This is a genomic window from Methylomonas sp. MED-D, assembly GCF_050276835.1.
In the GTDB taxonomy this organism is placed as follows: Bacteria; Pseudomonadota; Gammaproteobacteria; order Methylococcales; family Methylomonadaceae; genus Methylomonas; species Methylomonas koyamae_A.
The window spans coordinates 507,093-531,859 of the sequence record NZ_CP189965.1 but is presented as its reverse complement, the minus strand read 5'-3'; the positions used below and the strand labels follow the sequence as shown (position 1 = coordinate 531,859).

General features: G+C 57.7%; 24 protein-coding genes. 7 read left to right on the top strand and 17 right to left on the bottom strand.

What is annotated here, in order from left to right; translation table 11 throughout:
- Positions 1-231 precede the first annotated feature (231 nt).
- Positions 232-882 (top strand): sigma-70 family RNA polymerase sigma factor, encoded by a 651-nt coding sequence (locus tag ACQE3E_RS02305; RefSeq protein ID WP_313729206.1) that lies wholly within the window; start codon positions 232-234, stop codon positions 880-882.
- Entirely contained in the window at positions 879-1,706 is an 828-nt protein-coding gene (locus ACQE3E_RS02300) for a cupin domain-containing protein (RefSeq protein WP_313729207.1), read from the top strand. The genes ACQE3E_RS02305 and ACQE3E_RS02300 overlap by 4 nt, the downstream gene beginning before the upstream one ends.
- A 70-nt stretch (positions 1,707-1,776) precedes the next feature.
- Here ACQE3E_RS02300 and ACQE3E_RS02295 read toward each other — a convergent pair whose 3' ends face one another.
- Positions 1,777-3,990, bottom strand: a complete 2,214-nt coding sequence (locus ACQE3E_RS02295) for a hypothetical protein (RefSeq protein WP_313729208.1) — start codon at positions 3,988-3,990, stop codon at positions 1,777-1,779.
- Positions 3,991-4,306: 316 nt separating this feature from the next.
- Positions 4,307-6,049: a lipid A export permease/ATP-binding protein MsbA gene (gene msbA, locus ACQE3E_RS02290; RefSeq protein WP_313729209.1), complete on the bottom strand. Its 1,743-nt coding sequence runs from the start codon at positions 6,047-6,049 to the stop codon at positions 4,307-4,309.
- A gap of 77 nt (positions 6,050-6,126) precedes the next feature.
- Here msbA and ACQE3E_RS02285 point away from each other — a divergent pair, with 77 nt between their 5' ends.
- The 5 genes from ACQE3E_RS02285 to ACQE3E_RS02265 are packed head-to-tail and all read left to right on the top strand — an operon-like array spanning position 6,127 to position 10,836.
- Positions 6,127-7,296, top strand: coding sequence for a glycosyltransferase family 9 protein (locus ACQE3E_RS02285; RefSeq protein WP_313729210.1), 1,170 nt, complete (start codon positions 6,127-6,129; stop codon positions 7,294-7,296).
- A 20-nt stretch (positions 7,297-7,316) separates the two neighbouring features.
- On the top strand, positions 7,317-8,039 hold the full coding sequence (locus tag ACQE3E_RS02280; RefSeq protein WP_313729211.1) for a glycosyltransferase family 25 protein: 723 nt from the start codon (positions 7,317-7,319) through the stop codon (positions 8,037-8,039).
- A gap of 4 nt (positions 8,040-8,043) precedes the next feature.
- Positions 8,044-9,246, top strand: a complete 1,203-nt coding sequence (locus tag ACQE3E_RS02275) for an O-antigen ligase family protein (RefSeq protein ID WP_313729212.1) — start codon at positions 8,044-8,046, stop codon at positions 9,244-9,246.
- The gene (locus ACQE3E_RS02270; RefSeq protein WP_071154977.1) at positions 9,239-9,982 is read left to right on the top strand and encodes a glycosyltransferase family 2 protein; all 744 of its coding nucleotides are present in this window, start codon (positions 9,239-9,241) and stop codon (positions 9,980-9,982) included. The genes ACQE3E_RS02275 and ACQE3E_RS02270 overlap by 8 nt, the downstream gene beginning before the upstream one ends.
- Positions 9,979-10,836, top strand: coding sequence for a glycosyltransferase family 2 protein (locus ACQE3E_RS02265; protein ID WP_071154978.1), 858 nt, complete (start codon positions 9,979-9,981; stop codon positions 10,834-10,836). The genes ACQE3E_RS02270 and ACQE3E_RS02265 overlap by 4 nt, the downstream gene beginning before the upstream one ends.
- Here the strand turns inward: ACQE3E_RS02265 and ACQE3E_RS02260 are convergent.
- The 15 genes from ACQE3E_RS02260 to flhA form a co-directional block, all read right to left on the bottom strand.
- The gene (locus ACQE3E_RS02260; RefSeq protein WP_071154979.1) at positions 10,798-11,220 is read right to left on the bottom strand and encodes a DUF2802 domain-containing protein; all 423 of its coding nucleotides are present in this window, start codon (positions 11,218-11,220) and stop codon (positions 10,798-10,800) included. The two genes, ACQE3E_RS02265 and ACQE3E_RS02260, sit on opposite strands and share 39 nt — an antisense overlap.
- On the bottom strand, positions 11,220-11,381 hold the full coding sequence (locus ACQE3E_RS02255; protein WP_168033604.1) for a hypothetical protein: 162 nt from the start codon (positions 11,379-11,381) through the stop codon (positions 11,220-11,222). Before ACQE3E_RS02255 ends, ACQE3E_RS02260 begins: the two co-directional genes overlap by 1 nt.
- Positions 11,382-11,448: 67 nt before the next feature.
- Positions 11,449-11,922, bottom strand: a complete 474-nt coding sequence (locus ACQE3E_RS02250) for a chemotaxis protein CheW (RefSeq protein WP_064025049.1) — start codon at positions 11,920-11,922, stop codon at positions 11,449-11,451.
- Positions 11,923-11,941: 19 nt separating this feature from the next.
- On the bottom strand, positions 11,942-12,643 hold the full coding sequence (locus tag ACQE3E_RS02245) for a chemotaxis protein CheW (protein ID WP_064025051.1): 702 nt from the start codon (positions 12,641-12,643) through the stop codon (positions 11,942-11,944).
- Entirely contained in the window at positions 12,640-13,443 is an 804-nt protein-coding gene (locus ACQE3E_RS02240) for a ParA family protein (RefSeq protein ID WP_064025053.1), read from the bottom strand. The genes ACQE3E_RS02245 and ACQE3E_RS02240 overlap by 4 nt, the downstream gene beginning before the upstream one ends.
- Positions 13,444-13,454: 11 nt before the next feature.
- On the bottom strand, positions 13,455-14,318 hold the full coding sequence (gene motD / locus ACQE3E_RS02235; RefSeq protein WP_064025055.1) for a flagellar motor protein MotD: 864 nt from the start codon (positions 14,316-14,318) through the stop codon (positions 13,455-13,457).
- A 2-nt stretch (positions 14,319-14,320) separates the two neighbouring features.
- On the bottom strand, positions 14,321-15,067 hold the full coding sequence (locus ACQE3E_RS02230) for a flagellar motor protein (RefSeq protein WP_064025057.1): 747 nt from the start codon (positions 15,065-15,067) through the stop codon (positions 14,321-14,323).
- Entirely contained in the window at positions 15,067-16,158 is a 1,092-nt protein-coding gene (locus tag ACQE3E_RS02225) for a protein-glutamate methylesterase/protein-glutamine glutaminase (protein WP_313729213.1), read from the bottom strand. Before ACQE3E_RS02225 ends, ACQE3E_RS02230 begins: the two co-directional genes overlap by 1 nt.
- An 8-nt stretch (positions 16,159-16,166) precedes the next feature.
- Positions 16,167-18,377, bottom strand: coding sequence for a chemotaxis protein CheA (locus tag ACQE3E_RS02220; RefSeq protein WP_427501190.1), 2,211 nt, complete (start codon positions 18,375-18,377; stop codon positions 16,167-16,169).
- A gap of 9 nt (positions 18,378-18,386) precedes the next feature.
- Entirely contained in the window at positions 18,387-19,115 is a 729-nt protein-coding gene (locus ACQE3E_RS02215; protein ID WP_064025064.1) for a protein phosphatase CheZ, read from the bottom strand.
- An 18-nt stretch (positions 19,116-19,133) separates the two neighbouring features.
- Positions 19,134-19,508 (bottom strand): chemotaxis response regulator CheY, encoded by a 375-nt coding sequence (locus ACQE3E_RS02210; RefSeq protein ID WP_064025066.1) that lies wholly within the window; start codon positions 19,506-19,508, stop codon positions 19,134-19,136.
- 100 nt (positions 19,509-19,608) lie between these two features.
- Positions 19,609-20,355, bottom strand: coding sequence for an RNA polymerase sigma factor FliA (locus ACQE3E_RS02205; protein WP_071154984.1), 747 nt, complete (start codon positions 20,353-20,355; stop codon positions 19,609-19,611).
- Complete coding sequence (locus ACQE3E_RS02200; RefSeq protein WP_427501189.1) at positions 20,352-21,176, bottom strand: MinD/ParA family protein; 825 nt, start codon at positions 21,174-21,176, stop codon at positions 20,352-20,354. Before ACQE3E_RS02200 ends, ACQE3E_RS02205 begins: the two co-directional genes overlap by 4 nt.
- 40 nt (positions 21,177-21,216) lie before the next feature.
- The gene (flhF, locus tag ACQE3E_RS02195) at positions 21,217-22,641 is read right to left on the bottom strand and encodes a flagellar biosynthesis protein FlhF (protein WP_168033614.1); all 1,425 of its coding nucleotides are present in this window, start codon (positions 22,639-22,641) and stop codon (positions 21,217-21,219) included.
- A gap of 14 nt (positions 22,642-22,655) precedes the next feature.
- Complete coding sequence (flhA, locus tag ACQE3E_RS02190; protein ID WP_064025074.1) at positions 22,656-24,761, bottom strand: flagellar biosynthesis protein FlhA; 2,106 nt, start codon at positions 24,759-24,761, stop codon at positions 22,656-22,658.
- Between the last annotated feature and the right edge of the window lie 6 nt (positions 24,762-24,767).

Genomic DNA, 24,767 nt, shown 5'->3' with positions numbered 1-24,767 from the left:
ACCGCGCTAACGCGCATCGGTGCCTGGCCTGCAATGACTACTACGGGGACTCCGCTGATTTGGATGCAACAGCGGTGATAAATTTTTGGATAGCGCCGGCTTATGGCCGTACGGGAGACAAAAACGCCGAAATTTCCCGGCATTTGCCGCCCTCCGCGCGATACGCCGATGCGATGAGTTCATCGCGACTGCCGAAGCCAACTTGGCCCCGCTGCATCCAAACTCGGACGAATGGCGTATAGCACTTATAACCACCACGACGGCGACATGACCGAAACCCACCCGATTCCCGACCTCGATGCCAACATGGCCGCCGATACCGCGTTGCGGCAAGCGTTGGCCGGCATCGTCGATCAAGATCAGGCGGCGCTGGGAATCTTGTACGACGCGATGGTCGAGCAGGTTTACGGTGTGGCCTTGCGTATTCTGAAACAACCGGCCAGCGCGGAAGAAGTGGTGCAGGACACCTTCTGGCAGGTCTGGCGGCAAGCGCCGCGCTTCGATCCGGAACGCGGCACGGTCAAGGCCTGGGTCCTGACCATCGCGCGCAGTCGGGCCTTGGACTTGCTGCGCCAATTCGACTCGGACCTGACCGACTTGGAACCGGAAGCATGGGCGGCGATCGAAGGGCCAGGCGGGCAAGCACCGATCGACGTGTTGGCCGCCACCCAACAAGGCCATCGCGTGCATGCCGCGCTCGCCGCCCTGGACCCGATACCCCGGCAATTGGTGTCGCTGGCATTTCTGCGCGGGCTGAGCCACGAGGAAATCGCGCAGTGCAGCGGTTTGCCGTTGGGCACGGTCAAGTCGCACATCCGTCGAGCCTTGCTCGGCATGCAACAGTCTTTATCGATCAACCTAGGCGAGGATTATCGCGAATGACCGACAACCCACCCCGCAAGCCCACCGACGCCGCCGAGCCGATTGCCGCGCAACTGCTGGACGCGCTGACGCCGCTGCCGGTCGCCGCGCCGCAACGCGAAGCGATGCGTCAAGGTTTGCTGACCAAAGTCGCCGACAGTCTGGCGAGTCACGCCGGTTTGTTGACGGTACGCACCCGCCACGGCGTCTGGCGGGATTTGAAATCCGGCGTGCGTTACAAAACCCTGTGGGACGGGCCTCGAGGCGGATCGGTGTTGATTGACTTCGCGGCGGGAGCCTCGCTGATGCCGCACCGCCATAACTGGCTGGAGGAAGGAATCGTACTGCACGGCGAATTGACGATGGACGACCTGCGATTGGGCCAATTCGACTACCATGTGTCGCCGGCCGGCAGCCGGCACGGCGCCATCCATTCCGAAACCGGAGCGCTGGCCTTTCTGCGCGGCACCTCGCTCGGCGATACGCCCGGCGTGATCCGGGAAGTCTTGGGCGGCCTGCTGCCGGGCGCGGACCGCTCGCAAAGCTGTTACCTGAATTCGGCGGCGGACTGGCGCGAACTGGCGCCCGGCATAGAACAATGGGTGCTGTATCGCGACGGCGAACTGGAATCCAGTTACTACCGCTTCGCCCCCGGCAGCCGCATTAGCGGTCATGCTCATCCGATCGATGAAGAGTGCATCCTGCTATCCGGCGACCTGTATTTGGGCGACATTTTGCTGCTGCCGGGCGACTATCAGATGGCGCCGGCCGGCAGCCGGCACGGCAACGCCGAATCCGAGTCCGGCGCGCTGCTGTTCGTGCGCGGCGCGCCGTGCGAACGGTAAAACATCGGCTAAGCGTCGTCCGGCATCGCGTTGTCCGAGCGTGATTCGACGAACTCGCCCGGTTAAGCGCTTACACCGGCTCCAGTGCGAACGCCGCCAGCGCCGAGGCATCCAGCGTGTACAACCGATAACTGCCGTCGGTGGTCAACACCGAAACGCCGAGTTGCTCGGCAAACGCGGCCTTGCCTTCCGCGCTACAGATTCCCAACAATTGCGCCGGGGTAAAACCGTGGCGGTAAATGCTGCTGGCATCTCGGCCGTAAACGCCGACATCGCCGATCACCAGGCCGGCGGCGTGGGTTAACGCCGATTGCACCGGATCGTCGCAAGTCCCTTTCTGCACGACGAAATCGAAGGTCGCGAAGTTGTGCGGATGGTAGGCCCGGAATGCCACTTCGATGTTGGCATTCGGCGGATACGGCACGAATCCGCAACAATTGCTGGCCACTTCGCTGCCGTTAACCTTGATTTGGTAAATTTGCGCCTCGCAACGTTGATTGTCGATCCGCGCGTTCATCCGATAAGCGGACGCGCTGCCCGGCGCGCTGAGTTGGACATAAGCGTCGGGCGCATCCAGCGACGGCGCGAAACTCGCATAGTCCGGCACTTGGAATAACTGGCGCGGGATCGCGGTCAGTTTGTTGCCGTTAACGTCGAACAATTCCAACGTGAATTCGTACAAACCGTCGGCAAATTTGGCCGAATCGAAGCTGACCGTGACGGTGTTCTGATCCCACAGCGGATTCAATTCCGGCGCGCTGACCGGCGCCGCGCTGGGATAGGCCGGCGGAATCACGAACAAATCGTCATGGCCGTTTTTCGTCACCGGCCCCAATTTGAAGCTATTGACACCGATGTGTTTATGCAGCGCGGCATCGAAGAATTCGTAGGTATAGGATTTGTAAAGCGCCTGACCGCCGTGCAGCGATGCCGGCAACATCGGCGCGGCCGGCGACAGATCGGCGTTGCGCAATTTGCGATAGTTCCAGCGGTAGTAATACATGCCGTTGCTCGGCAAGCCGCTACCGAACTGCACGACAAAACTCAATCCGCCGCCGAACGGCCGCCGGAACTCGCCGACCGGATTCGGACTGGCCCACACCGACACGTCGCTCAAGCCGATCCGATTGAAGTTTTTGCCCTGTACCGGCACATTCAGATCGGTTTGCTGAATATGCACGACGCTGGCGCTGCTGCCAATGGTTTTGATCCAGACGATGTCGCCGTCGACCACGTCATTGCATTCCCAACGCACGCGCGGGTCGGTGATCCGCACCGTCAGCGAGCTGCCGCAGGCGTAATTCCAGTAGGTATGGCACGGAATTGCCGGTTTATAGACCGTAGTCCAAACGCCGTCGATCAGATATTCCACCCACAAATAGATATCCGGTTGATCGCCGTCGTCCCAATACCAGTATTGGGTTTCGAAGCCGCCGTTAAGGTCGGTGTAGGTCAGCGCAATTTCGTCGCAACGGTAAAAATACGGCCACAACCAGGGGATGCCGCAAAAATAAGGGTGGAAGACCGGAAACTGCTCGACCAGCACGCCGCGGATTGCCTGTGCATTGCCCGACAACAGCCGCTGGCTGACATTACTGTCCAAGACGGCCGCCAAACGCTCCGATTGCGCCAAGGTGATGCGGCTGGACCAGTCGCGGCGCAGTTCCGATACCGCGCCGAATGCGGGCTTTTCCACCGGCGGCAAGGGCTGCGGATTCAAGGCGACCGCGCTCCAGTCCGGACCGGGTTCCGGCACCGGGATAGGCCACTGCGGTTCGACGATGATTTCCGGAATTTTCAAAATCACCCAGTCCGGAATCCGGTCTATCCACCAGCGAACTCTGTCCACTTCGCAAACGTGTACCCGCGCGTTGCAGATACCGCGATCCTGAGTCAGGTCGCCGATGCTGAACTGTTTGATGACCCGACCGCGTATCCGGCACATGCGCAAGCGCCAGAACGACGCGACGAAGTCGGGAATCGTCAGCGCCAGCCAACCGCCGCGCGGATTGGCAACCAGACTCGCCTCGTAGGGCTTGAATTTTTCCAAGGCCGCCAGCGTGGTCACCGCGTCGATGCGACCGTCCGCCGCCGGGGCGATCAACAGCCGCAATTCCCGAGGATTCTTGTCGGGCGTTTTGAGTTCGAGCTGGCCTTTTTGGACCGGTGCCTTTTCCAGCAAGCGTCCGCCCCGCGAGAACAGGAAGCCGACCAGCGGGATTTCCTGGCACGGCGCCTTTTCGAAATTGACCTGCAATTGCATTTTTTCATTGGACTTAGCCATTGTCGTACCCTCGTCGTAAACATGGTCGGCGGCCGGGTTCGTTGGGCGAACCGGCCGGAACGCGGCGTGAACGAGGCGGAGAAAATGGCCGATGGCCACCAACAACGACGGCGGCCGGCGCGCCAACGAATTGGCGTTTTGTGGCGAACTGAAAGTCCGGTATCGGAGAGCACCCCTGCCTCGATTCTACCCGGTACGACTATAGAGAGCGGAGAGTGGCGCGGCTGTTAACTAATACCCGGCCGGCGAGGTGGATTTTCACAAGCGCGGATTGAGGGCGAACGGCCGAACCCGGTGGGTTCGGCCGGTTGGGGATTTATCCGGCGCCTTCGGCGTCGGCGTGCTGGAACTGCATCCGGTGCAGTTTGGCGTAGGCACCGTCGCGGGCCAGCAACTCGGCGTGACTGCCGCGTTCGACAATCCGGCCCTTGTCCATCACCAAAATCACGTCGGCGGCCTCGATCGTCGATAGCCGATGCGCGACCACCAGCGTGGTTCGACCCTGTATCACCCGGCTCAACGCGGCTTGAATGTAACGTTCGGACTCGGTATCCAACGCCGAGGTGGCTTCGTCCAAAATCAAAATCGGCGCATCCTTTAGCAGCGCCCGCGCCAAGGCCAGGCGCTGGCGTTGGCCGCCGGACAATTTGACGCCGTTTTCGCCGATCTCGGTATCCAGACCTTCCGGCATCCGCTCGATGAAATCGGTGGCGTAAGCATCGCGGGCGGCCCGCTCGATCGCCGCGCGGTCGGCGCCCTGCAACGCGCCGTAGGCGATATTGTTGGCGACGCTGGCGTTGAACAGCGTGACATGCTGGGTCACCAGCGCAATTTGCCGGCGCAGACAGCCCAGTTGATAGCGTTTCAACTCCACGCCGTCGATCAGGATCTCGCCCTCGCTATAGTCGTAAAAGCGCGGCAGCAGATTAATCAAGGTACTCTTGCCGCCGCCGGACGCGCCAACCAAGGCTACGGTCTGGCCGGGTTCTATGGTCAGGTCGATGCCGCCCAGCGCAGGCACCTCGGCGCCGGGGTAACTGAAGCGCAAGTTTTTGAACTCGATGCGGCCTTGAACTCGCTCGGTTTGGTAATCCCCGCCATCCCGTTCCAACGGTTCGTCCAACACTTCGAACAAGGATTCGGCGGCGGCGATGCCGCGCAGAATCTCGGAATTGGCGTCGCTGAGTTGGCGGATCGGCTTGGGCAACAAAATCGCCGCCATGAAAAAGCCGGCGAATTCGCCCGGCGTCGAGTCGCGCATTACGATCAAGGCCAGATAAACCATGCCGGCCAGCGCGATCGAAATCAACAACTGCATCAACGGGTTGTTCAGCGACACCGTCATGATCAACTTACGGTATTGGCGGCGATTTTCCAGGCTGGCGTCGCGAAAGCGGCGGCGCTCGTAATCTTCGCCGCCGAAACTCTTGACGATGCGATTGCCGGACACCACTTCCGAGGTAATGTGAGTAATATCGCCGACGGTGTCCTGCATGTTGCGGCTCAGGCGCTTCAAGCGTTTGCCGACGTAGCGCACCATCGTCGCGACCACCGGCGCTATCGCCAGGAACACCAACGACAACTGCAGATTGGTGTGCGCCAGATAGGCCAACAAGCCTATCGCGGTAAAGCCTTCCCGCACGAAGGAACGGATCGAATCCGAGGTAGCACGGGTGACTTCGCCGATGTTGTTGGTGATCCGCGAAATCATGTAACCGCTGTTATGGCTGTCGAAATACTGCACCGACAAACCGGTGTAATGATCGAAGATGTCGCAGCGCAACCGGTGTATCAAGTTGCCGGAAATCCGCGCCAGATAATAGTTGCCGAGGAAGGAGCCGACGCCGCGCACTAGAAACAAGCCGACGAACAGTAGCGGCAGGTATTCGATACCGGTGCGGTCTTCGCGATTGAAACTGTCGATGATGCGCTGCACGATCATCGCCAGGGCCGGCTCGGTCGCGGCGTAAATCGCAAAGCCGAACGCGCTGACCAGAAACATCCGCCAGTACGGCAACACAAAGCGCATCAAGCGCTGGTAGACTTGACTGTCGGTCATGGTCTGGCGTGATTTCTGTGACTTGCTCAATGCGGTTTACCTTTAAAATAACGGCTTTATTATCGACACAACAATGCATGCCGGCGCCCGAACCGCTCAATATACAACCTAAACGCATTTTGGTGATAACGCTGCGCTATCTGGGCGACACGCTGTTGACCACGCCCTTGCTCAGCGCGCTAAAGCAGGCATATCCGGACGCGGCCATCGACGTGCTGCTGTCGCGCGGCAACGTCGGCATGCTGGAAGGCAACCCGGACGTGAGCGCACTGATTCCGGTGCCGGCCAAACCCAAGGTTTTCGAATTATTGGCGATTCTGGCTCGATTATGTCGCCGCTACGACTTGGCGATCTCGACTCAGACCGGCGACCGGCCGACGCTGTATGCCTGGGCGGCCGGCAAAGTCCGTTTGGGCTTCGTACCGGAGCAAACCGGCAAGGCTTGGTGGAAGCAATGCTTGCTGACCCGCTGGCTGGTGTTCGGCGACGATTACGGCCATGCGGTGCTGGAAAACCTGAGATTTTGCGCGCCCCTCGGCATTCCGCCGGTATTCCGGCTGACGCCGCCCTATTCCGAGTCATCGTTCGACTTACCCACGGATCTAGCGAACCAAGCCTATGCGGTACTGCACATTCAACCGCAATGGCGCTACAAGGCCTGGCCGCTGGCGCAGTGGCGGCAACTGGCTGAATTTTTAGCCGATCGCGGCTATCGCATCGTATTAACCGGCAGCGGCCAGCCGGCCGAGCGCCAGGTCTTGGCGGAATTCAAATCCGGCCTGGCTTGCGATGTCTTGGATTTGAGCGGCGGTCCAAGCCTGGCCGAACTGAGCCGGCTGATCGGCAACGCTGCGTTGTTCGTCGGCCCGGATACCGGCATCACCCATTTGGCCGCCGCGACCGGCGTGCCGGTATTCGCGCTATTCGGGCCGACCGACCCCGGCAAATGGGCGCCCTGGCCGACCGGTTACGCCGAAAACAGGCCGCCGTTTGCCAAGTGTGGCTCCGGCCAAGTCGGCAACGTGCATCTGATTCAAGACGCCGCGCCCCGCGCTTGCCTGCCCTGCCAACTGGAAGGTTGCGAGCGCCGCCGGGATAGCCGCAGCGACTGCCTGGAACAATTGCCGGCCGAGCGCGTCATTGCCGCAATCGACGCCGACTGGAGCAGCGAAGCCGCGACCATCGTCCGGCATCACGAGAACAATCGGATGTGTTTTGACGTAAAACCGTCGATAATCGTCCCTTAGCCATGACTTTCGACTTTTGCATGACCGAATCGCCGACGCTCGACCGCATCCTGGTACTGAATGTCAAAGCCTTCACCGGGCGCCGCCAATTCATGGAACGCCAATTGGCCGAATTCGGCTTGAGCGCCGAATTCGTCACGGACTGGGATATCGAGGAATTGACCACCGAGATGCTAAGTCAAACCTTCAGCACCGATGGCCTGACGCCGGGCCAACAATCGTGCGCGTTAAAGCACGTCGAAGCCCTACGCCGCATCGCCGCCGCCGGTGACCGCCACGCACTGGTATTGGAAGACGACGCGGTGTTCAGTCCCGACTTCCGGCTGGGCATAACGCGGGCTCTGCAACAAAGCGAGCGGTTTCCAGGCCACAAGGTCATTTACATCGGTTCCGGCGGCAATTTTTTCACGCCAAAAAGCCAGCGCCGCCCCGGCCAGTATTTGTACCCCGGCCATCGCGGCCGCTTTGCCGATTCGTACATCATCGACTCCGCCACCGCGCAAAAACGCCTGAATTGGATTACCGAAAATCGTATCGCGCAACCGATCGACAATCAGTTCGAGACCATCGACAAGCAATTAGGCATTCAAATCCTATGGCTGGAAGAGCCGGTCGTCGAGCAAGGCAGCAAGAACGGCTTGTTTCGAAGCGCGTTGGAAAGCGATCCGCCGCCGTTGCTGAAAGGTTGGCTATTCCGCTGGGAAAAACTCAAACGCAAATATATTTATCAACTGTGGCGTTAACTCCATGACTCACGCTTATTCCGACACCGCGCTGAACGTCAGCCGCGGACTGGCGATTTTCGCGGTCGTCGCGGTACCGATGTCCACCGCCGCGACCAGCATCGCTTGCGTGGCCATGCTGGCGGCTTGGCTGGCTTCCGGAAAGGCCTTCGCCACGCTGCGGCAATCGTGGCGGCATCCGCTGGGCAAAATGATTGTCGCGTTTTACGCCTGGCTGGTCGTCGGCACCTTTTATGCCGACACGGACTGGCCGGCCAAACTGCAAACCCTGTCGAGTTGGAAGAAACTAGCTTACGCCTTTATGCTGCTGGGCCTGTTTCAATCGCGGCGCTGGCAACAAAGCTTCGTCTATTATTTCGTCGGCGTTATGGCCGTCGCCGCTATCGTCGCTATTCCACTATGGGCGACCGATTGGGTGGTGCGTAGCGGCCGCGGCGCCGGCATCTTCATGACCAATCATTCGACGCAAAGCATGGCGTTCACGGCCGCGCTGCTGGGTACGATATTTGTGTTGCACGAACCACTGTCGCCGCGCTGGAAAATCGCGGTCTGGAGCGCCGCCGCGCTGTTCGTGTTCAATATTTTCTTCGTCAGCACCGCCCGTAGCGGCTATCTGGCGCTGCCGGTCGCGGCGGTGTTTGCTTTCGGCTCGCTGTACGGTTTTCGGAAATTGCCGTATTTCATCGGTGCGGCGGCGGTCGCGGTTGCACTGTTCGTCGCGACCTCCGACACCGTGCAACAGCGGATACAGGTCACGCTGGACGAACAAGCCCATTATCAAACCAGCGCCAGCGAGACCTCGATCGGTCTGCGAGTGGTGTTTTACCGAAATACCTGGCAATTGATCCGCGAGCATCCCTGGCTGGGCTATGGCACCTCGGGTTTCAAACCGGCTTACGAGCAAGTGGCGAAACTCAACGGTCAGGGTTGGCACGCGATGAGTACCGGCGACCCGCACAACCAATATCTGTTTATCTGGGTCGAAAACGGGATTTTCGGCGTACTGCTGTTTTTAGCCTACATCGGCGTCGGCTTGCGGGAAGGCTTGGCGAATCGGCCTTACGGCGCGATCGCCGCGAGTTTTTTGGTGGCGATCAGTGCTTCCAGCCTGTTCAATTCCCATTTCAAAACGTTCGCCGAGGGCTATCTGTTGGCGTTCTTTCTGGGCGCGTTGCTGAGCCGACCGGCCGAGCTTGACGATGCTTAGCGTCATCGTCATCACCAAAAACGAAGCCGGCCATATCGGCCGCTGCCTGGCCTCGGTGGCCTGGGCCGACGAAATCGTCGTTCTCGACTCGGGCAGTAGCGACGACACTGTCGCGATAGCCCGGCAGTTTACCGACCAAGTGTTCGTGACCGACTGGCCCGGCTTCGGCCCGCAAAAGCAACGGGCCTTGGATAAAGCCTCTCACGACTGGGTGTTATCGCTAGACGCCGACGAAGAAGTCGGCCCGGCCTTGGCCGAGGAAATTCAACAGGCCATCCGGCAAAATGCTATCCGAGGCTTCGAAATTCCCCGGCTGTCCAGCTACTGCGGCCGGCCGATTAAACATAGCGGCTGGTGGCCGGATTATGTCTTGCGATTGTTCCGGCGCGACGCGGGCCGATTCAGCAACGAGGTAGTTCACGAACGGGTCGAAGTGCAAGGCCCGATCGGCCGTTTGAACCAACCGTTGTTACACGAGGCTTTCGTCGATCCGGAAGAGGTACTGCACAAAATCAACAGTTATTCGACGCTGGGTGCCGAGAAACTGTTCAAAGCCGGCGCGCGCGCCAGCCTTGGCAAGGCCATCGCCAAGGGGCTGTGGACTTTTTTCCGCGGCTACGTGCTCAAGGCCGGCTTTCTCGACGGCCCGCAAGGCTTGATGCTGGCGATTTCCAATGCCGAGGGCGCGTATTACAAATATCTGAAATTGCGGGAACTGCACCGCTTACATCGATGAACGGTCTGATTTCGGTCATCGTCGCCACCTACAACTGGCCCGAGGCACTGGATGCCTGTTTGGCCGGTTTACTGGCGCAATCGGACAGTCAATTCGAAATCTTGGTCGCCGACGATGGCTCGCAACCGGAAACCGCCGCTCGGATTGCCGCATGGCAAGCCGTTGCGAGCCGGCCGATCCGCCATGTGTGGCACGAAGATCGCGGCTTCCGGGCCGGAACGATACGTAACCGGGCGGTTGCGGTCAGCCGGGGCGATTATCTGCTGTTCGTCGACGGCGACTGTGTGACTTTGCCGGACTTTGTCGCCCGCCACCGCCAACTCGCCGAAACCGGCTATTTCGTGCCGGGGAACCGCTGCCTGCTGAGTCAGGCTTATACCGAGCAGGTGTTAAGGCAAGGCTTGCCGTTACACAGTCGAAGCAAGGCGTATTTCTTGGTGCAACGCCTGTGCGGCCGGATCAACCGCTGGCTGCCCTTGCTGTATTTGCCATTGACCGCTTGGCGCTACGCGCGCGCCGAACATTGGCAAAACGCGATGACTTGCAATCTGGCGGTCTGGAAAGATGACTTTTTCAGGGTGAACGGCTTCGATGAAATCTACGAAGGCTGGGGGTACGAGGATTCGGACTTGGTGATCCGTTTGCTGCACTGCGGCATTCGCCGCAAGGAAGGCCGCTTCGCGGCACCGGTGCTGCATTTATGGCATCGCCAAAACGACCGGAGCCGCCACGACCAAAACTACCAACGACTGTTGGCGCGAGTCGCCGACCCCGCTGTGATTCGAGCCGAACGCGGCGTAGGCGACACCTTTGAATTACAAACGACTCCGGCCGCCGTGCAAGCGGGTCAATAGCACCGCTTCGTCGCGCGTCAAGCCGCAATCGCGCACTAAATCCTCGACGCCGACACCCCGGCGAATTTTCGCTATCACATCTTCGTAACCTTGGGCGGGACGCTCAACGGCTTCGGCCACCGCCGGCGTGTCCAGGGCGGCTCGCGGCCGCTCGGCAACCCGTTCGGCGATACTATTCAGTCTGGCGTCGGCATTCGCCAAGCGCCGGTCTACCGCAACCGCCGCCGAACACAATCCGGCCAAATCGTCGTGGTTACGCTGAATCTGCGCCTCCAGCAAACCATAGGCTTGCCTGAGCTTGCGGTGGTCGTGCAACAACCGGAGCATCAGCAACAACATCGCGACGACCGCTACGGTCAAAGCCCAAAGCAGATATTCGCTCATCACACTCTTTCGTCTATGTGTTCGGCCGGTTGTCGGTTTGGCGGCAATTTGGGCTTGGTCGGCGGTTGTTGCCGTTGCTCGCGACGCTGGCGCTCGTCGCGCTCGACCCGAGGAACGACAATGACCGGCGGGTTGGGACTAATCGGAGTGATTTCAGTCATGGCCAGCCTCCCGAGGCTGCAATGCTATTCGGTAACGATCGCCGCCGGTCCTTACCGACTAGGCGAACTAGAACATGTCCAATTCGGCTTTTTCGTCGTCGCTGAGGAATTTGTTCAAATCGACCAAGATCAACAACTGGTTGTCGCGGCTGGTGACGCCCTGGATGTATTTGGAACTCTCTTCGTTACCGACATTCGGCGCGGTCTCGATTTCGGAGGCCCGCATCTCGACGACTTCGGCAACGCTATCCACCAAGATACCGATGATGTGTCGGTCGGTTTCGATGATGACGACCCGCGAGGCGTCGTCGGTTTCCTTGGACGGCAGACCGAACCGGTTTCGGGTGTCGATAACCGTGACGACATTGCCGCGCAAATTGATGATACCCAACACGTAGGACGGCGCGCCGGGCACCGGAGCAATTTCGGTTACCCGCAGCACTTCCTGAACCTGCATCACGTTGATGCCGTATTTTTCGTCGCCCAGGCAAAAAGTCACCCATTGCATGATCGGATCGCTTTGTTTTCTATCTTCGCTCATGTTGTTCCATCCGGATTGATTACTGAGGTTTGCGGTGCGGCACCAATTGTTTGACGTCGACGATCGCGGTCAATTCTTCGATCACGGTGCCTATCAGCCAAGGGCGCTTGCGCCTGACCGTTCGCCACCGAACTTTTTCCGGTTTCAGTTTGCCTATCGACAAAATTTCGTCGCAAGCCAGACCCCATTTTTTATCTTGAGTCACCAACACGCACTTGAACGGCCGTTCCTCCAAATTGCGTTGCTGACCACGCGTCTTGCCGAACACCAATTGCCCGGTGTCGAGCACGCCGATCCGGCTATCCTGATCGTCGAGCAATCCCAGAAACCAGGAGGGCTGGCCCGGAATTTTACCGGGTTTGCGTTCAAGGCGGATGGTTCTGGCCAAATCGACCAGCGGCGCCGCCAATATCAATTGATCGACCTTGAAAAACAAAGCCTGGAATTCAGTCAGCGCCCAATCGGGCATTACCGTCAATGCCTGAAGTTTAGCCGGATTTTCTAGCGCGACAAGCGCGGGCTCCGGCAGGTGAATGAGCGCTTTCTCGGCTTGGACCGCCACAGCGGGCGCCAGTGTCTGCGCCGACCGCTGTTCTGCTGGCGCGACGGTAGCCAGATCGGCCTCGTCCGCCTCCGGAACGACTTCCAATAAGGTTTGCAGATAGGCGTCCAGCGCAAGTTGCTGCTGGACGATGCGCGGAGGCGGTTTTGCTTGTTTCATGAATGCGGTGTCGAAGAGTTGTCGCCGCTTTTTTCAAGCAATAACAATTCCAATAATTCGGTATAGGCTTCGGCCGCCCGCGCGGTTTTGTCGAACAAAGGCAGCGGAGCGCCGACTCGGCTGGCTTCGCGGACTTTAGTATCGACAGGAATCACCGATGGCCAGACGTTGTCGGGATATTGCCGATACAGCGCCGCCAACGCGTCGCGGGCGGCCTTGGTGCGTTTGTCGAACATCGTCGGCACGATGGTAAAACGCGGCGGCGTCTTGCGCGAATGAAACACCATTTGAATGGTATGCACCATACGGTCCAGCCCCTTCAGGGCCAAAAACTCGGCCAACACCGGCACGATCAGTTGCTCGCAGGCCGCCATTGCGTTGATCATCAACACACCCAGCATTGGCGGGCTGTCGATAATCACGTAATCGTAACGGTCGGAAAGTTTGTGCAACGCGGTGGAAATCACCAAGCCCATGCCGCCGATCGCCGCGACCTGCCGATCCAGCGTGGCAATCGCGGTGGAAGCCGGCATCACCGAGATTCCGTCGAAATCGGTGCGGGCGACATACAGCTCCGGATCGATATTCTTCTTTTTCTCGCTGGCATCCCGAAACAAGTTGTAAACGCCGTGTTCGACTTCCTCCGGATTCATGCCGAAATAACTGGTCAACGAGCCGTGCGGATCGAGATCGACCAACAGCGTGCGAAAGCCCCAAGTGCTGAGCAATCCACCCAAGGTGACGACCGTGGTGGTTTTACCGACCCCGCCTTTTTGATTGGATACTGACCAGATTTTCATACATTCGCCGCTTATGGAGCCGGTTGAGCGACCGGCGCTTCGGGAGGCGCCGGTGGCTGCGGCGCCAAATTCAAGGCCTTGGCGCGTTCGTCGTCACTCATACCGTAGCGGGCAAATGCCTGGGACATCAACACCAATACGACGCGGCGATTCTTGAAGCGGCCTTCCTCGTGATTGTTATCGGCAATCGGATGAAATTCTCCATAGCCGACCGCCGATAAACGGGTCGACGGTATGTTGTTCTTGACCAATTCCTTGACGACGCTGGTGGCCCTGGCCGACGACAGGTCCCAGTTGGACGGAAAGTAACCGGTCGAAATCGGCACGTTATCGGTATAACCCTCGACATTGATGACATTGGGCACATCGCGTATGGCCTCGGCGACCTTTTGCAGCACCGGGATCGCCTTCGCCGACAATTCGGCCTTGCCGCTGGCAAACAGCAACTCGCTGTTCATTTCCAGCTCCACCCAAAAATCGTGCTTTTTAATACCGACTAATTGGCTTTCGACAAAGGGTTGCAGCGCGCGTTGAAATTCTTGGGAGACTTCGTCCAGACGGCGCTTTTCCTGCATAATCTCCTCGCTCAGCTCACGCTCCTCGGCCGTAACGAGGTTGGGCAACTCGATCGGTTGAACCGTGGTCGGAATGGCGCCGATTTGAATCGGCTCGGCGTCGCGCTGGACTTTCTCGTTGTGGAACAGCGCCTGATCCAGAGATTCGGAAAAGGTTTCGTATTTGCCTTTGTTGACCGACGAAATCGAGTACATCACGACGAAAAACGCGAACAGCAACGTGACGAAATCGGCGTAGGACACCATCCAGCGATCGTGGTTATCGGACTGATGCGGCGGTTTGCGGCGGCGGCGTACCATCGTTACTTATCCAGCAAAAAACCGGAGAGTTTCAATTCGATGTTGCGCGGGTTTTCACCCTCGGCGATCGACGAAATCCCTTCGATGACCATTTCCCTGGCCTGAGTGACTTCGAACACCAACGCTTTCAGCTTATTGGCAATCGGAATGAACAACAAGTTCGCCAAGCCGACGCCGTAAATCGTGGCCACGAAGGCGGTGGCGATACCACTGCCCAACAGCTCGGGCTTGGCCAGATTCTGCATGACATGGATCAAGCCGATCACCGCGCCGATAATGCCTATCGTCGGAGCGTAACCGCCCATCGCTTCGAACACCCTGGCGGCTTGCATGTCCAGATGTTCCTTAGTGGTTAATTCCACGTCCAGACAATCGCGGATCACTTCCGGCTCGTTGCCGTCCACCAACAGTTGCAAACCCTTCTTGGCGAACCCGTCCTTCTCGGACTCTATCACCGATTCCAAACCCAGCAAGCCCTCTTTTCTGGCCAAGGTGCTCCAGCGCACGATTTTGTCGATCTGCTTTTTCAGCTGTAAGTTCTGCGGCACGAATATCCAACCGAAGATGCGCACGCTACGTAGAAAAACCTTGGGGGGGAACTGCAACAGAGTCGCTCCCAGCGTACCACCAACCACAATCACGAAGGCATGGACGTTGACCAGCGATCCGATTTCGCCGCCACCCATCAGGTTGCCACCGATGATCGCGGCAAACCCTATCAGAACTCCGAAAATGCTGAGAATATCCATTAATGCAGTCTTTTGAATTGATTGGCGATTTCGCTCAACGAATAAATTTTGTCGGCCAAACCGGCTTCGGCGATCGCTCTGGGCATGCCGTAAACCACGCAACTGCGTTCATCCTGAGCCCAAATCGCGGCGCCCGCTCGTTTGAGTTGCTTGGCACCTTCGCGCCCGTCCGACCCCATGCCGGTCAATACGACCGCCAACATACGCCCTTTGAATTCAGCCGCCAACGAGGCGAAGGCGATATCCACCCCCGGCGCGTAGAGTTCACCGGGCGTTTTATTTCGCAACGCCACCGTCAATTTGCCGGCGGTGCGAACGAACTCGGTCTGTACGCCCCCCGGCGCCAATAAAGCCACGCCGTTTTGCAGTTCGTCGTGGTCCTGGGCCTCCCTGACCCCGACACCGCATAGTTGATTCAAGCGATCGGCGTAACTCTTGGTGAAATGCGCCGGCATATGCTGAATCAACACAATCGGAAAACGGCAAGCTGGCGGCAAGTGCGTCAAAATGTCCTGGATAGCCATCGGGCCGCCGGTGGAAGCCGCGATAACCAGTAAATCAATACGCTCGATCGACTCGCCGCCATGTTCAGCGCGGAGCGACGCCGCCGGGTGGCGCTCGACATCGGTGGGCCGGGGTGCGGTAGGAGAGCTGTAACCCGGACCCGCGACGGGTTTGGCGGGCATTCGCCGCGCTTGCGCGGCCAATAGCCGCAGACGCAAGCGCAAGGTTTGACAGGCAAGCTTGCGATTGGCGTCGATATCTTCGAGCTGCTTCGGCAGAAAATCCAGGGCCCCGGCTTCCAGCGCATCCAGCGTCGCCTTCGCGCCGACCTGCGTCATTGCCGAGAACATCAGAATCGGGCAAGGCCGGGTCGCCATGATTTGCCTGACGGCGGTGATGCCGTCCATGACCGGCATGTCGACATCCATCGTGATCACATCAGGCATTAACAGGGCCGCCATCCGAACCGCTTCCTTGCCGTTTGCGGCAATCCCAACCACTTTAAAGTCGGACTCTTCCTCTAAAATGTCCCGGATACGTTTGCAGATAAAGTCGGAGTCATCCACCACCAAAACCCGTATGGTCATGGCAGTCGTCAGATCGCGTATTTTTTCACCAGACCCGGCACGTCAAGTATCAACGCGATTTTTCCGTCCCCGGTGATCGTAGCTCCCGATAAGCCATCCAAGCCGTGCAACTTTGCGCCTAATGCCTTGATAACCACCTCTTCCTGGCCGACCAGCTGGTCGACGACGAAGCCGACCTGACGACCGCCGGCGTTCACCACGACGACGTGACTGGTACCCTGCGCCTCCGACGTCCGGTAATAAGGCGTCTGCACCAACCATTCGCTAAGATAAAACAAGGGCAAGGCCTTATTACGAACCATGACGACCAACTGCCCGTCCACTTTGTTGGTTTTGCTCAAATCCAGATCGAGGATTTCCAACACGCTGGCCAACGGTAATGCAAAGGCCTGCCCGCCCAGTTTGACCATGAGAGTCGGCATGATCGCCAGCGTCAGCGGAACTTTAATAATAATGGTACTGCCGCGCCCCTCGACCGAATCGATCTCGACGATACCGTTCATTTGGGCGATCCGGGTTTTGACAACGTCCATGCCGACACCGCGACCGGACACATCGGAAATTTCGCTTTTCGTCGAAAAACCGGGCACGAAGATCAGGTTGTAGCACTCCTTGTCGTCCAGCCTGGCCGCGCTTTCTTCATCCATCAGACCTTTTTCGACCGCTTTCGCTCGCAGCACGTTGGCATTCATGCCCTTACCGTCATCGGTGATCGACAGTTGGATGTGGTCGCCCTCCTGCGACGCTTTCAATACCACGACACCCTCTCTGGGCTTGCCTTGCGCTTCGCGCTCGCTGGGAGACTCTATGCCATGGTCGACGGCGTTTCTAACTAAATGCACCAACGGATCGGCCAAAGCCTCCACCAAGTTTTTATCCAGATCGGTGTCTTCGCCGACCAAGTCCAAGCGAATTTCCTTTTTCAAATTTCTGGCCAAATCGCGTACCACCCGAGGAAAGCGACCGAACACTTTTTTAATCGGTTGCATTCGGGTCTTCATCACCGCAAGTTGCAGATCGGCGGTCACGACATCCAGATTGGAAATTGCCTTGGAAAGCTGTTCGTTGGCTTCGGCGGTCGCCTTCAAGGTCTGAAACCGGTTACGGACCAAGACCAACTCGCCCACCATATTCATAATATCGTCGAGGATCTGGGTGTCTACCCTAACCGTGGTATCGGCTTGAGGAGTCGCCTTGGCATTGCCGTTTTCAACACCGACTACCTTGGCGGCCGGGGTCCGCTCGTTGTCCGAAAGGGGTTTGCTGACCTCGGCTCGGGGCACGACCGGTTTTGCCGTTTCCGGTTTGGGGGCTTCCACGACCGGTTCCGGATCGATAACCATAGGCTCGATGTCGCCTAACGGTAAATTCGCGGCATCGAACCTACCTTTTCCGTGCAATGAGTCCAGGACCTGCTCGAATTCTTCGTCGGTGATGTCTCCGGAATCGGTGGCCGGGCTTGGGTTCTCAACGGGAGCGGCAGAAAACTTGCCTTTGCCGTGCAACTCATCAAGTAAATTTTCGAACTCGTCTTCGGTGATTTCGTCGTCGGCAACCGGCTTGGCGGATGCGGGCACCGTCGGTGAACCGCCCTTCCCGTGCAATGCGTCGAGCAGTTCTTCGAACTCTTGTTCGGTAATTAAGTCGCTGGCTCCGGTCTCGGATTCGTCCATTTCCTCTGGATCCAGCATCGCCTCGAATTCTTGCGCAACCAATTCCTGCGGCGTCAAACCCTGTGGGTCGACGACTTCCAAATGGTCGGACTCCTGCTCAGCATCAGACTCCGGCTCCGGCTCCGGCTCCGGCTCCGGGAGCGTATCTTCAGAGGAAGAAGCTGTCGCGAAACCGTGCAAACGCTGCAATAACCCCTGATCGGCGGCTTTCGGCATGTTGCCGGTACGCACAATATTGAACATCTCATTGACGATGTCGATGACTTGCAGAATTGCATCCATCAAATCCGGAGTAACTTGGCGATCGCCCTGCCTCAAGACATTGAATACATCCTCGGCACTGTGACAAATATCGACCAGTGCGGAAATCGACAGAAAACCGGCGCCACCCTTGATGGTATGAAAGCCGCGAAAAATCGCGTTTAGCAGTTCGAAATCACTGGGCGATTGCTCTAGTTCAACCAATTGTTCGCCAAGTGACTCCAGAATTTCTCCGGCTTCGACCAAGAAATCCTGCAAAATTTCGTCGTCCAAATCGATCGCCATAGTCTTTCCTCAGAAACCCAAGCTGGAGAGCAAATCATCGACATCCACTTGACTGGTGGCGACATCGCCAGCCTTGTCGTCCACGCCCGGCACTACAGGCCCCGGCAATTCGTGCGATGCCGACTCGGCGCGAGCGGCATGCGGCACGACCCGCGAGCTGGAAATACTGATCAAATTGACCATGCTGGTTTCCAATTCCTGAACCAAGTCGATGACGCGACGAATGATTTGGCCCGTGATGTCCTGAAAGCCTTGAGCCATCAGAATATCGTTCAAACCTTGTTGAATCCGCTCAAACGAACCTTGGGTTTGATTGAAATACTGGCTGAGTTCCACGCTCATGGCCTTGAACTCTTCGAAAGGCATTTCCCTATCTAAAAACCGGTTCCACTGTTGCGCCAATTGTTTGGCCCTATCGCTCAACTCATCGGAAACCGGCAGCAATTCTTCGACGGCGGTCAAGGTCTGGTCGGCGGCCTGCTCGGTCATCGCGATCACATAATGCAAGCGCTCCTTGGCATCCGGAATGTCGTGGGCAGTCAATTCGGTAATTTTCGAGTCGACGGAAAAGCTGACCATGGTGTCGTGAAGCTGCCGAGTCAAACGACCGACTTCCTTGAACAATTGCGTCTCCCGGAGCCCGGCGACTTGATCCAACAGGCGATCCGCCTCGTTTTCATCCTGCTTTTCCAGCGCCGCGACCAAATTCCGGGTCAAATTCAGCAAATCACTATTCATGGGCCTCGTTCCGGACAATTAGCCTTCGATACGCTCGAAAATCTTTTCGATTTTTTCTTTCAACGTTGCCGCCGTAAACGGTTTGATCACATAACCGTTCACACCGGCTTGGGCCGCGGTGATAATCTGCTCCCGCTTGGCTTCCGCCGTCACCATCAGCACCGGTAGATTGGCCAGGCTCGGGTGGGCTCGCACCGCTCTTAGCAGATCGATACCGGTCATCCCCGGCATATTCCAGTCGGTAATCAGAAAATCGATACCGCCCTTCTCGAGTATCGGCAACGCCGTTCGGCCATCGTCGGCTTCCACAGTGTTCGTAAACCCCAGATCTTTCAAAAGGTTTTTTACAATTCTCCGCATTGTCGAAAAGTCGTCGACAACCAGAATGCGCATATTCTTATCCAAGGAAAATCTCCACCCTGACTACTTAATTCATTTGAGAAAGAGGCGATTCGCTGAAAAAACCGAACCAACGTTCGGCAATAACCACAAATTAACCCGACTTTTCATTATCTGTTCCTTCCAGCCAATCTGCAAGCCTAGCCCGGAGCCGCAGCAGGGCTTGACTGCATATTTGACTGACCCGGGATTCGCTGACATCCAATACCTTGCCAATCTCGCGCAAATTCAGTTCGTCGTCGTAATACAACGATATAACCAACCGCTCACGCTCCGGCAACTCGGCAATCGCCTTGGCCAGCGCTTGTTGAAAACTTTGCCGGATTAACGCTTCTTCCGGCTGAAATCCATCGTGTACCGCGTCGATGACGCCGTCTTCGCCCTGCACCAATTCTTCGACGCTAAAGGTTTTGCAAGACATCGCGTCCTGCAAAATCCGGCCGTATTCCTCCAGGCTGATGCCCATCTGCCGGGCGACTTCGCTATCCTTGGCATCTCGACCCAGGCGGCTCTCCACATCGCGAATCGCTTCGGCCGCCGCCCTGGCTTTTTTATGGACCGAGCGCGGCGTCCAATCGGAGCGGCGTAATTCGTCAAGCATCGCTCCGCGGATTCGGATGCCGGCGTAGGTTTCGAAACTGGCACCCTGAGCAGCGTCGTAATGCTTTAGCGCTTCCAACAGTCCGAGCATGCCGGACTGAATCATGTCATCGATTTGTACAGTGTCTGGCAAACGACCCATTAAATGGTAGGCAATGCGTTTGACGAGCGGCGCGTGCTGGATAACCAAGTTATCCAGATTTCCGGCCTGCACGGCAGCGTACATTGCCGCTCCACTCATGCAACATCCTCTTTGGCGCTATATTGAATCATCCGCTCGACAAAGAACTCCAAATAGCCGCCGGCCTTGGGCTTGATCGGCCAACTGTCGATTTTTCTCGCTAGATTTTTAATCGCCAAGGCCGCCTTGCTCTGCGGAAAGGCTTCGACGACTGGCTGCTGTTTCTGTACCGATTTCCGCAGATATTCATCTTGCGGAACCGCGCCGACAAATTGTAGCGCCACGTCCAGATAGCGATCGGTAACCTTGCTCAGTTTGGTAAATAGGGCCTGCCCGTGTTCGGCGGACTGCACCATATTCGTGACAATATGAAAACTGTTCAAGCCGTAGTCACGGTTCAACAACTTGATATAGGCATACGCATCGGCCAACGAAGTCGGTTCGTCGCAGACCACTACGATCACTTCCTGGCAGGCACGAGCGAAATTGACCACGCTCGACGAAATACCGGCCGCCGTATCGACGATCAGCACATCGAGATCCTTGTCGATGTCGCTAAAAGCCCTAATCACGCCAGCCTGTTCGACATTCGACAGATCGGACATGCGCTGGATGCCCGACGACGCCGGGATAATCTTCAGGCCGGCGGGTCCGGTCATCATGATTTCCCGCAACGTCTTTTCGCCGTTTAGAACATGCGACAGGTTGTATTCGGGAAACATCCCCAACAAAATATCGACGTTCGCCAAGCCCATGTCGGCGTCGAGTATGGCCACCCGCCGTCCCATTTTGGCCAGGGCCACACCAATGTTGACGGACAAGTTGGTTTTGCCGACGCCACCCTTGCCGCTAGTCACGGCGATTACTCGTACTGGTTTCATCTGTCTCATTTGTCTAATTCCGGCTGCCTGATCGAGTGGCTTATGCATGGCTTTCCGCCATCCAGTCGTCTTGGTTCTCGCCCTCGTACGCCGGCGCCTCTTCGGCGTCGGCCAGACATTGCCGTATCAAAGCACCGGCATCGGGCAGAAATATATCTTCCGGCACTTGCTGACCGTCGGTGACGAACGATAACGGCATGCGTCGCTCGATTATCGCCGACAACGCCGTCGCCTTACTGACCGCCTCATCCAATTTGGTAAGTATAGTCGCTTGCGGTTCCAGTATCCGGAACGCCTCGATAATTTCCAACATCGATTTGTATTGGGTTGTCGCCGACATCACCAAATACGTGCGTATCGGCAAATCGCCGTGCTGGAGGGTTTTCAGTTGCTCGGCTAGGCGCATGTCGCGCTGGCTCATGCCGGCGGTATCGATCAAAATCAGACGCTTGTCTGAAAAACTGTCGATATGCCGCCGCAATTCGTTGGCGTCGTTGGCGACGCGCACCGGCACGTCCAGAATACGGCCATAGGTGTTGATCTGCTCGTGGGCGCCGATTCGGAAGTTGTCGGTGGTAATCAGCGCGATCTGGCGGGTACCGTGTTTCAAAATAAACTGGGCGGCCAGTTTAGCGATCGTCGTGGTCTTGCCGACGCCGGTGGAACCGACCAGGGCGGCGATACCGCCGCACTCCAGCAAATCGTCGTCGGCGATCGGCAGCAAGCCGGCCAACATGTCCCGCGACTTAGCGAAGGCGGTATCCAATTGTTGGTGACCGCCCAATCGATTGGCGATCTTGCCGGCCAGCGTCCGGGAAAAACCGCTATCCATCAACCGATCCTGCAAGGCTTGCCGAACCGGCGCCGCCGATTGCGGCAACTGCGTGACTAAACCGGACAATTTGGCATCCAGCATGGCCCTCAGCTCTTTCATCTCGCCACGCATCTCGGCCATGAACTGGTCGGCGACCGCTGGTTTGGCGGGGGCGGCCGGCTTGGCTTCCGCGACGGTTCGGATTTTCGGGTCACCGCCCGCCCAAGCCGGTTTCTCGGCTGGTTTGTCGGCGGCTTTCAGTTTTTCGCCGATTTTTTGGGCATTAACGTTGGCAACCTGCAGCTTTTCAGCGTAGCCGATATATTGATCGAGATGGCGGCGGATCGGATTGACTGGTGTCGAATTTTCGGCGCCGCGCTTTCTGGCGCTGCTGACTAAGTGGACGGGCTTTTGTTCAGCGTCGAAATCCGGCAACTCCAACTTCTTGGGTTCGGCGACCGCCTGTTTCTCTTGTTCCCGCTGCTTCAGATTTTTATGAATGACTTGTTCATCAAAATCGCGGGCCGCCACAATTTCGACACCACCATCCACTGAGCGGTTCGACATAATCACCGCGTCGGCTCCCAGCTCTTCTTTGACCATACGCATGGCCTGACGTATATCTGCCGCAAAAAAGCGTTTAATTTTCATCGCGCAACCTCAATTCATTTTGCACGCTGCCCAACCGTGGAAACCACTCTGATCTGCCGATCTTGAGGAATTTCATTATAGGCCAGCACATGTAAGCCGGATATCGAATGACGGACGAAGCGCGCCAGCCAAGGCCTGATGAAGGAGGACACCAGCAATATCGGCACTTGGCCTTCCAATTCCATGTGCTGGGCACTTTCCTCCAACGACCTGTGCATCTGCTCGGCCAAGCCCGGTTCCAAACCCGCGCCGCCATCGCCCGCCGTCTGCAATGACTTATGCAATATCTGTTCCAAGCCAGGATCGAGAGTAATCACCGGGATCTCGGCCTGCGCACCATTGATTTCATGGACAATAGATCGGCCCAAGGCCACCCGAACCGCGGAGGTCAAGATGTCCGGATCTTGACTCTTGACCCCGTACTCCGCCAAAGTTTCGGCGATCGTCCGCATATCCCGGATCGACACCCGCTCTTGCAGCAGGTTTTGCAGCACTTTAACCAGGATTCCCAGTGGCAGGGTCTTAGGCACCAAATCCTCGACCAGTTTCGGCGCCAACTTGCTTAGATTGTCGAGCAATTGCTGCGCTTCTTCGTACCCGAACAGTTCGTGCGCGTTGCTTTGCAGAATATGGCTTAAATGGGTCGCGACCACGGTGCTGGGATCGACGACAGTGTATCCCAGCGTTTGCGCCTGATCCTTTTGGCCGGCGTCGATCCAGACAGCATCCAAACCGAACGCCGGGTCCTTACAGGCCGTGCCTTGCACCGTGCCAAACACCCGCCCTGGATTGATCGCCATTTCTTTCTCCGGCATGATGCTGGCTTCGCCGACCGTCACCCCCATCAACGAAATCCGGTATTCGGTCGGCGACAAATCCAAGTTGTCGCGAATATGCACCGACGGAATCAAAAAGCCCAGCTCCTGAGACAGCTTCTTGCGCACGCCCTTGATGCGCATCATCAATTGACCGCCTTGGTTGCGATCCACCAACGGAATCAACCGATAACCGACTTCCAGGCCGATCGCATCGACCGGCATCACATCATCCCAACCCAACTCCTTGATTTCGGTTTTGGCCAATTGCTGCGGCGAGACCATCCGCTCCATTTCCAGCGCTTTTTCTTCCTCGAGCTTGCGGCGCCGATCGATCAAATAAGCGGCTCCCACCAGGGACAAGGCCAGCAGTATGAACACCAGATTGGGCATGCCGGGGATAATGCCCAACAAACCCATCACCGCCGCCGTCACCAGCAAGGTACGCGGGTCCTCGAACAACTGCGAGGTGACCTGCTTGCCTATGTCCTGTTTGGAGCCGCGCACCCGCGTCACTACCATCGCCGAGGCCACCGACAACAGCAACGACGGAATCTGCGCCACCAAACCGTCGCCTATCGTCAGCAACACGTAAACATTGGCCGCGTTGGCGAAGCTCATGTCGTGCTGGCCGACGCCGATCGCCAAACCGCCGATCATGTTGACGAACAAGATGATGATGCCCGCGACCGCGTCACCGCGTACGAACTTGCTGGCACCGTCCATCGACCCGTAAAAATCCGCCTCGGCGGCGACTTCCTCACGGCGAGCGCGAGCCTCGTCCTGATTGATCAAACCCGAATTCAAATCGGCGTCGATCGCCATTTGTTTGCCGGGCATCGCATCCAACGTAAAGCGGGCGCTCACCTCGGCGACCCGGCCGGCGCCCTTGGTCACGACGACAAAATTGATGACGACCAAAATCACGAACACGACGATACCGACCGCGAAATTGCCGCCGATCACGAACGAGCCGAAGGCTTCGATGACCTTGCCCGCCGCATCGCCACCCTCGTGACCGCGGATCAACACCACACGAGTCGATGCGACGTTCAAGGCCAGCCGTAACAAAGTGGCGATCAGAATCACGGTCGGAAACGACGCGAATTCCAGCGGTTTCAGCGTATAAATGACAACCAGCAGGATAATCAGCGAAAACGCGATGTTAAAGGTGAAGAACAGATCCAGCAAAAACGGCGGCAGCGGCAATATCAGCAGCGCCAACAACATGACAATCAATAGTGGCGCGCCCAGCCCCAGGCCGGTCAGCGACTTTAGCGTAGCAAGAATTTTGCTGAAATCCATCGGAAT

Coding starts and splice junctions, on each gene's coding strand:
- msbA (WP_313729209.1), bottom strand. CDS start 6,049: ATGACCGACAGTCAAGTCTACCAGCGCTTGATGCGCTTTGTGTTGCCG.
- ACQE3E_RS02250 (WP_064025049.1), bottom strand. CDS start 11,922: ATGAGCGAAGATAGAAAACAAAGCGATCCGATCATGCAATGGGTGACT.
- ACQE3E_RS02260 (WP_071154979.1), bottom strand. CDS start 11,220: ATGAGCGAATATCTGCTTTGGGCTTTGACCGTAGCGGTCGTCGCGATG.
- ACQE3E_RS02240 (WP_064025053.1), bottom strand. CDS start 13,443: ATGAAAATCTGGTCAGTATCCAATCAAAAAGGCGGGGTCGGTAAAACC.
- ACQE3E_RS02265 (WP_071154978.1), top strand. CDS start 9,979: ATGAACGGTCTGATTTCGGTCATCGTCGCCACCTACAACTGGCCCGAG.
- flhF (WP_168033614.1), bottom strand. CDS start 22,641: ATGAAAATTAAACGCTTTTTTGCGGCAGATATACGTCAGGCCATGCGT.
- flhA (WP_064025074.1), bottom strand. CDS start 24,761: ATGGATTTCAGCAAAATTCTTGCTACGCTAAAGTCGCTGACCGGCCTG.
- ACQE3E_RS02280 (WP_313729211.1), top strand. CDS start 7,317: ATGACCGAATCGCCGACGCTCGACCGCATCCTGGTACTGAATGTCAAA.
- ACQE3E_RS02295 (WP_313729208.1), bottom strand. CDS start 3,990: ATGGCTAAGTCCAATGAAAAAATGCAATTGCAGGTCAATTTCGAAAAG.
- ACQE3E_RS02300 (WP_313729207.1), top strand. CDS start 879: ATGACCGACAACCCACCCCGCAAGCCCACCGACGCCGCCGAGCCGATT.
- ACQE3E_RS02210 (WP_064025066.1), bottom strand. CDS start 19,508: ATGCGCATTCTGGTTGTCGACGACTTTTCGACAATGCGGAGAATTGTA.
- ACQE3E_RS02245 (WP_064025051.1), bottom strand. CDS start 12,643: ATGAAACAAGCAAAACCGCCTCCGCGCATCGTCCAGCAGCAACTTGCG.
- ACQE3E_RS02305 (WP_313729206.1), top strand. CDS start 232: ATGGCGTATAGCACTTATAACCACCACGACGGCGACATGACCGAAACC.
- motD (WP_064025055.1), bottom strand. CDS start 14,318: ATGGTACGCCGCCGCCGCAAACCGCCGCATCAGTCCGATAACCACGAT.
- ACQE3E_RS02225 (WP_313729213.1), bottom strand. CDS start 16,158: ATGACCATACGGGTTTTGGTGGTGGATGACTCCGACTTTATCTGCAAA.
- ACQE3E_RS02200 (WP_427501189.1), bottom strand. CDS start 21,176: ATGAAACCAGTACGAGTAATCGCCGTGACTAGCGGCAAGGGTGGCGTC.
- ACQE3E_RS02215 (WP_064025064.1), bottom strand. CDS start 19,115: ATGAATAGTGATTTGCTGAATTTGACCCGGAATTTGGTCGCGGCGCTG.
- ACQE3E_RS02205 (WP_071154984.1), bottom strand. CDS start 20,355: ATGAGTGGAGCGGCAATGTACGCTGCCGTGCAGGCCGGAAATCTGGAT.
- ACQE3E_RS02230 (WP_064025057.1), bottom strand. CDS start 15,067: ATGGATATTCTCAGCATTTTCGGAGTTCTGATAGGGTTTGCCGCGATC.
- ACQE3E_RS02285 (WP_313729210.1), top strand. CDS start 6,127: ATGCCGGCGCCCGAACCGCTCAATATACAACCTAAACGCATTTTGGTG.
- ACQE3E_RS02270 (WP_071154977.1), top strand. CDS start 9,239: ATGCTTAGCGTCATCGTCATCACCAAAAACGAAGCCGGCCATATCGGC.
- ACQE3E_RS02220 (WP_427501190.1), bottom strand. CDS start 18,377: ATGGCGATCGATTTGGACGACGAAATTTTGCAGGATTTCTTGGTCGAA.
- ACQE3E_RS02275 (WP_313729212.1), top strand. CDS start 8,044: ATGACTCACGCTTATTCCGACACCGCGCTGAACGTCAGCCGCGGACTG.
- ACQE3E_RS02255 (WP_168033604.1), bottom strand. CDS start 11,381: ATGACTGAAATCACTCCGATTAGTCCCAACCCGCCGGTCATTGTCGTT.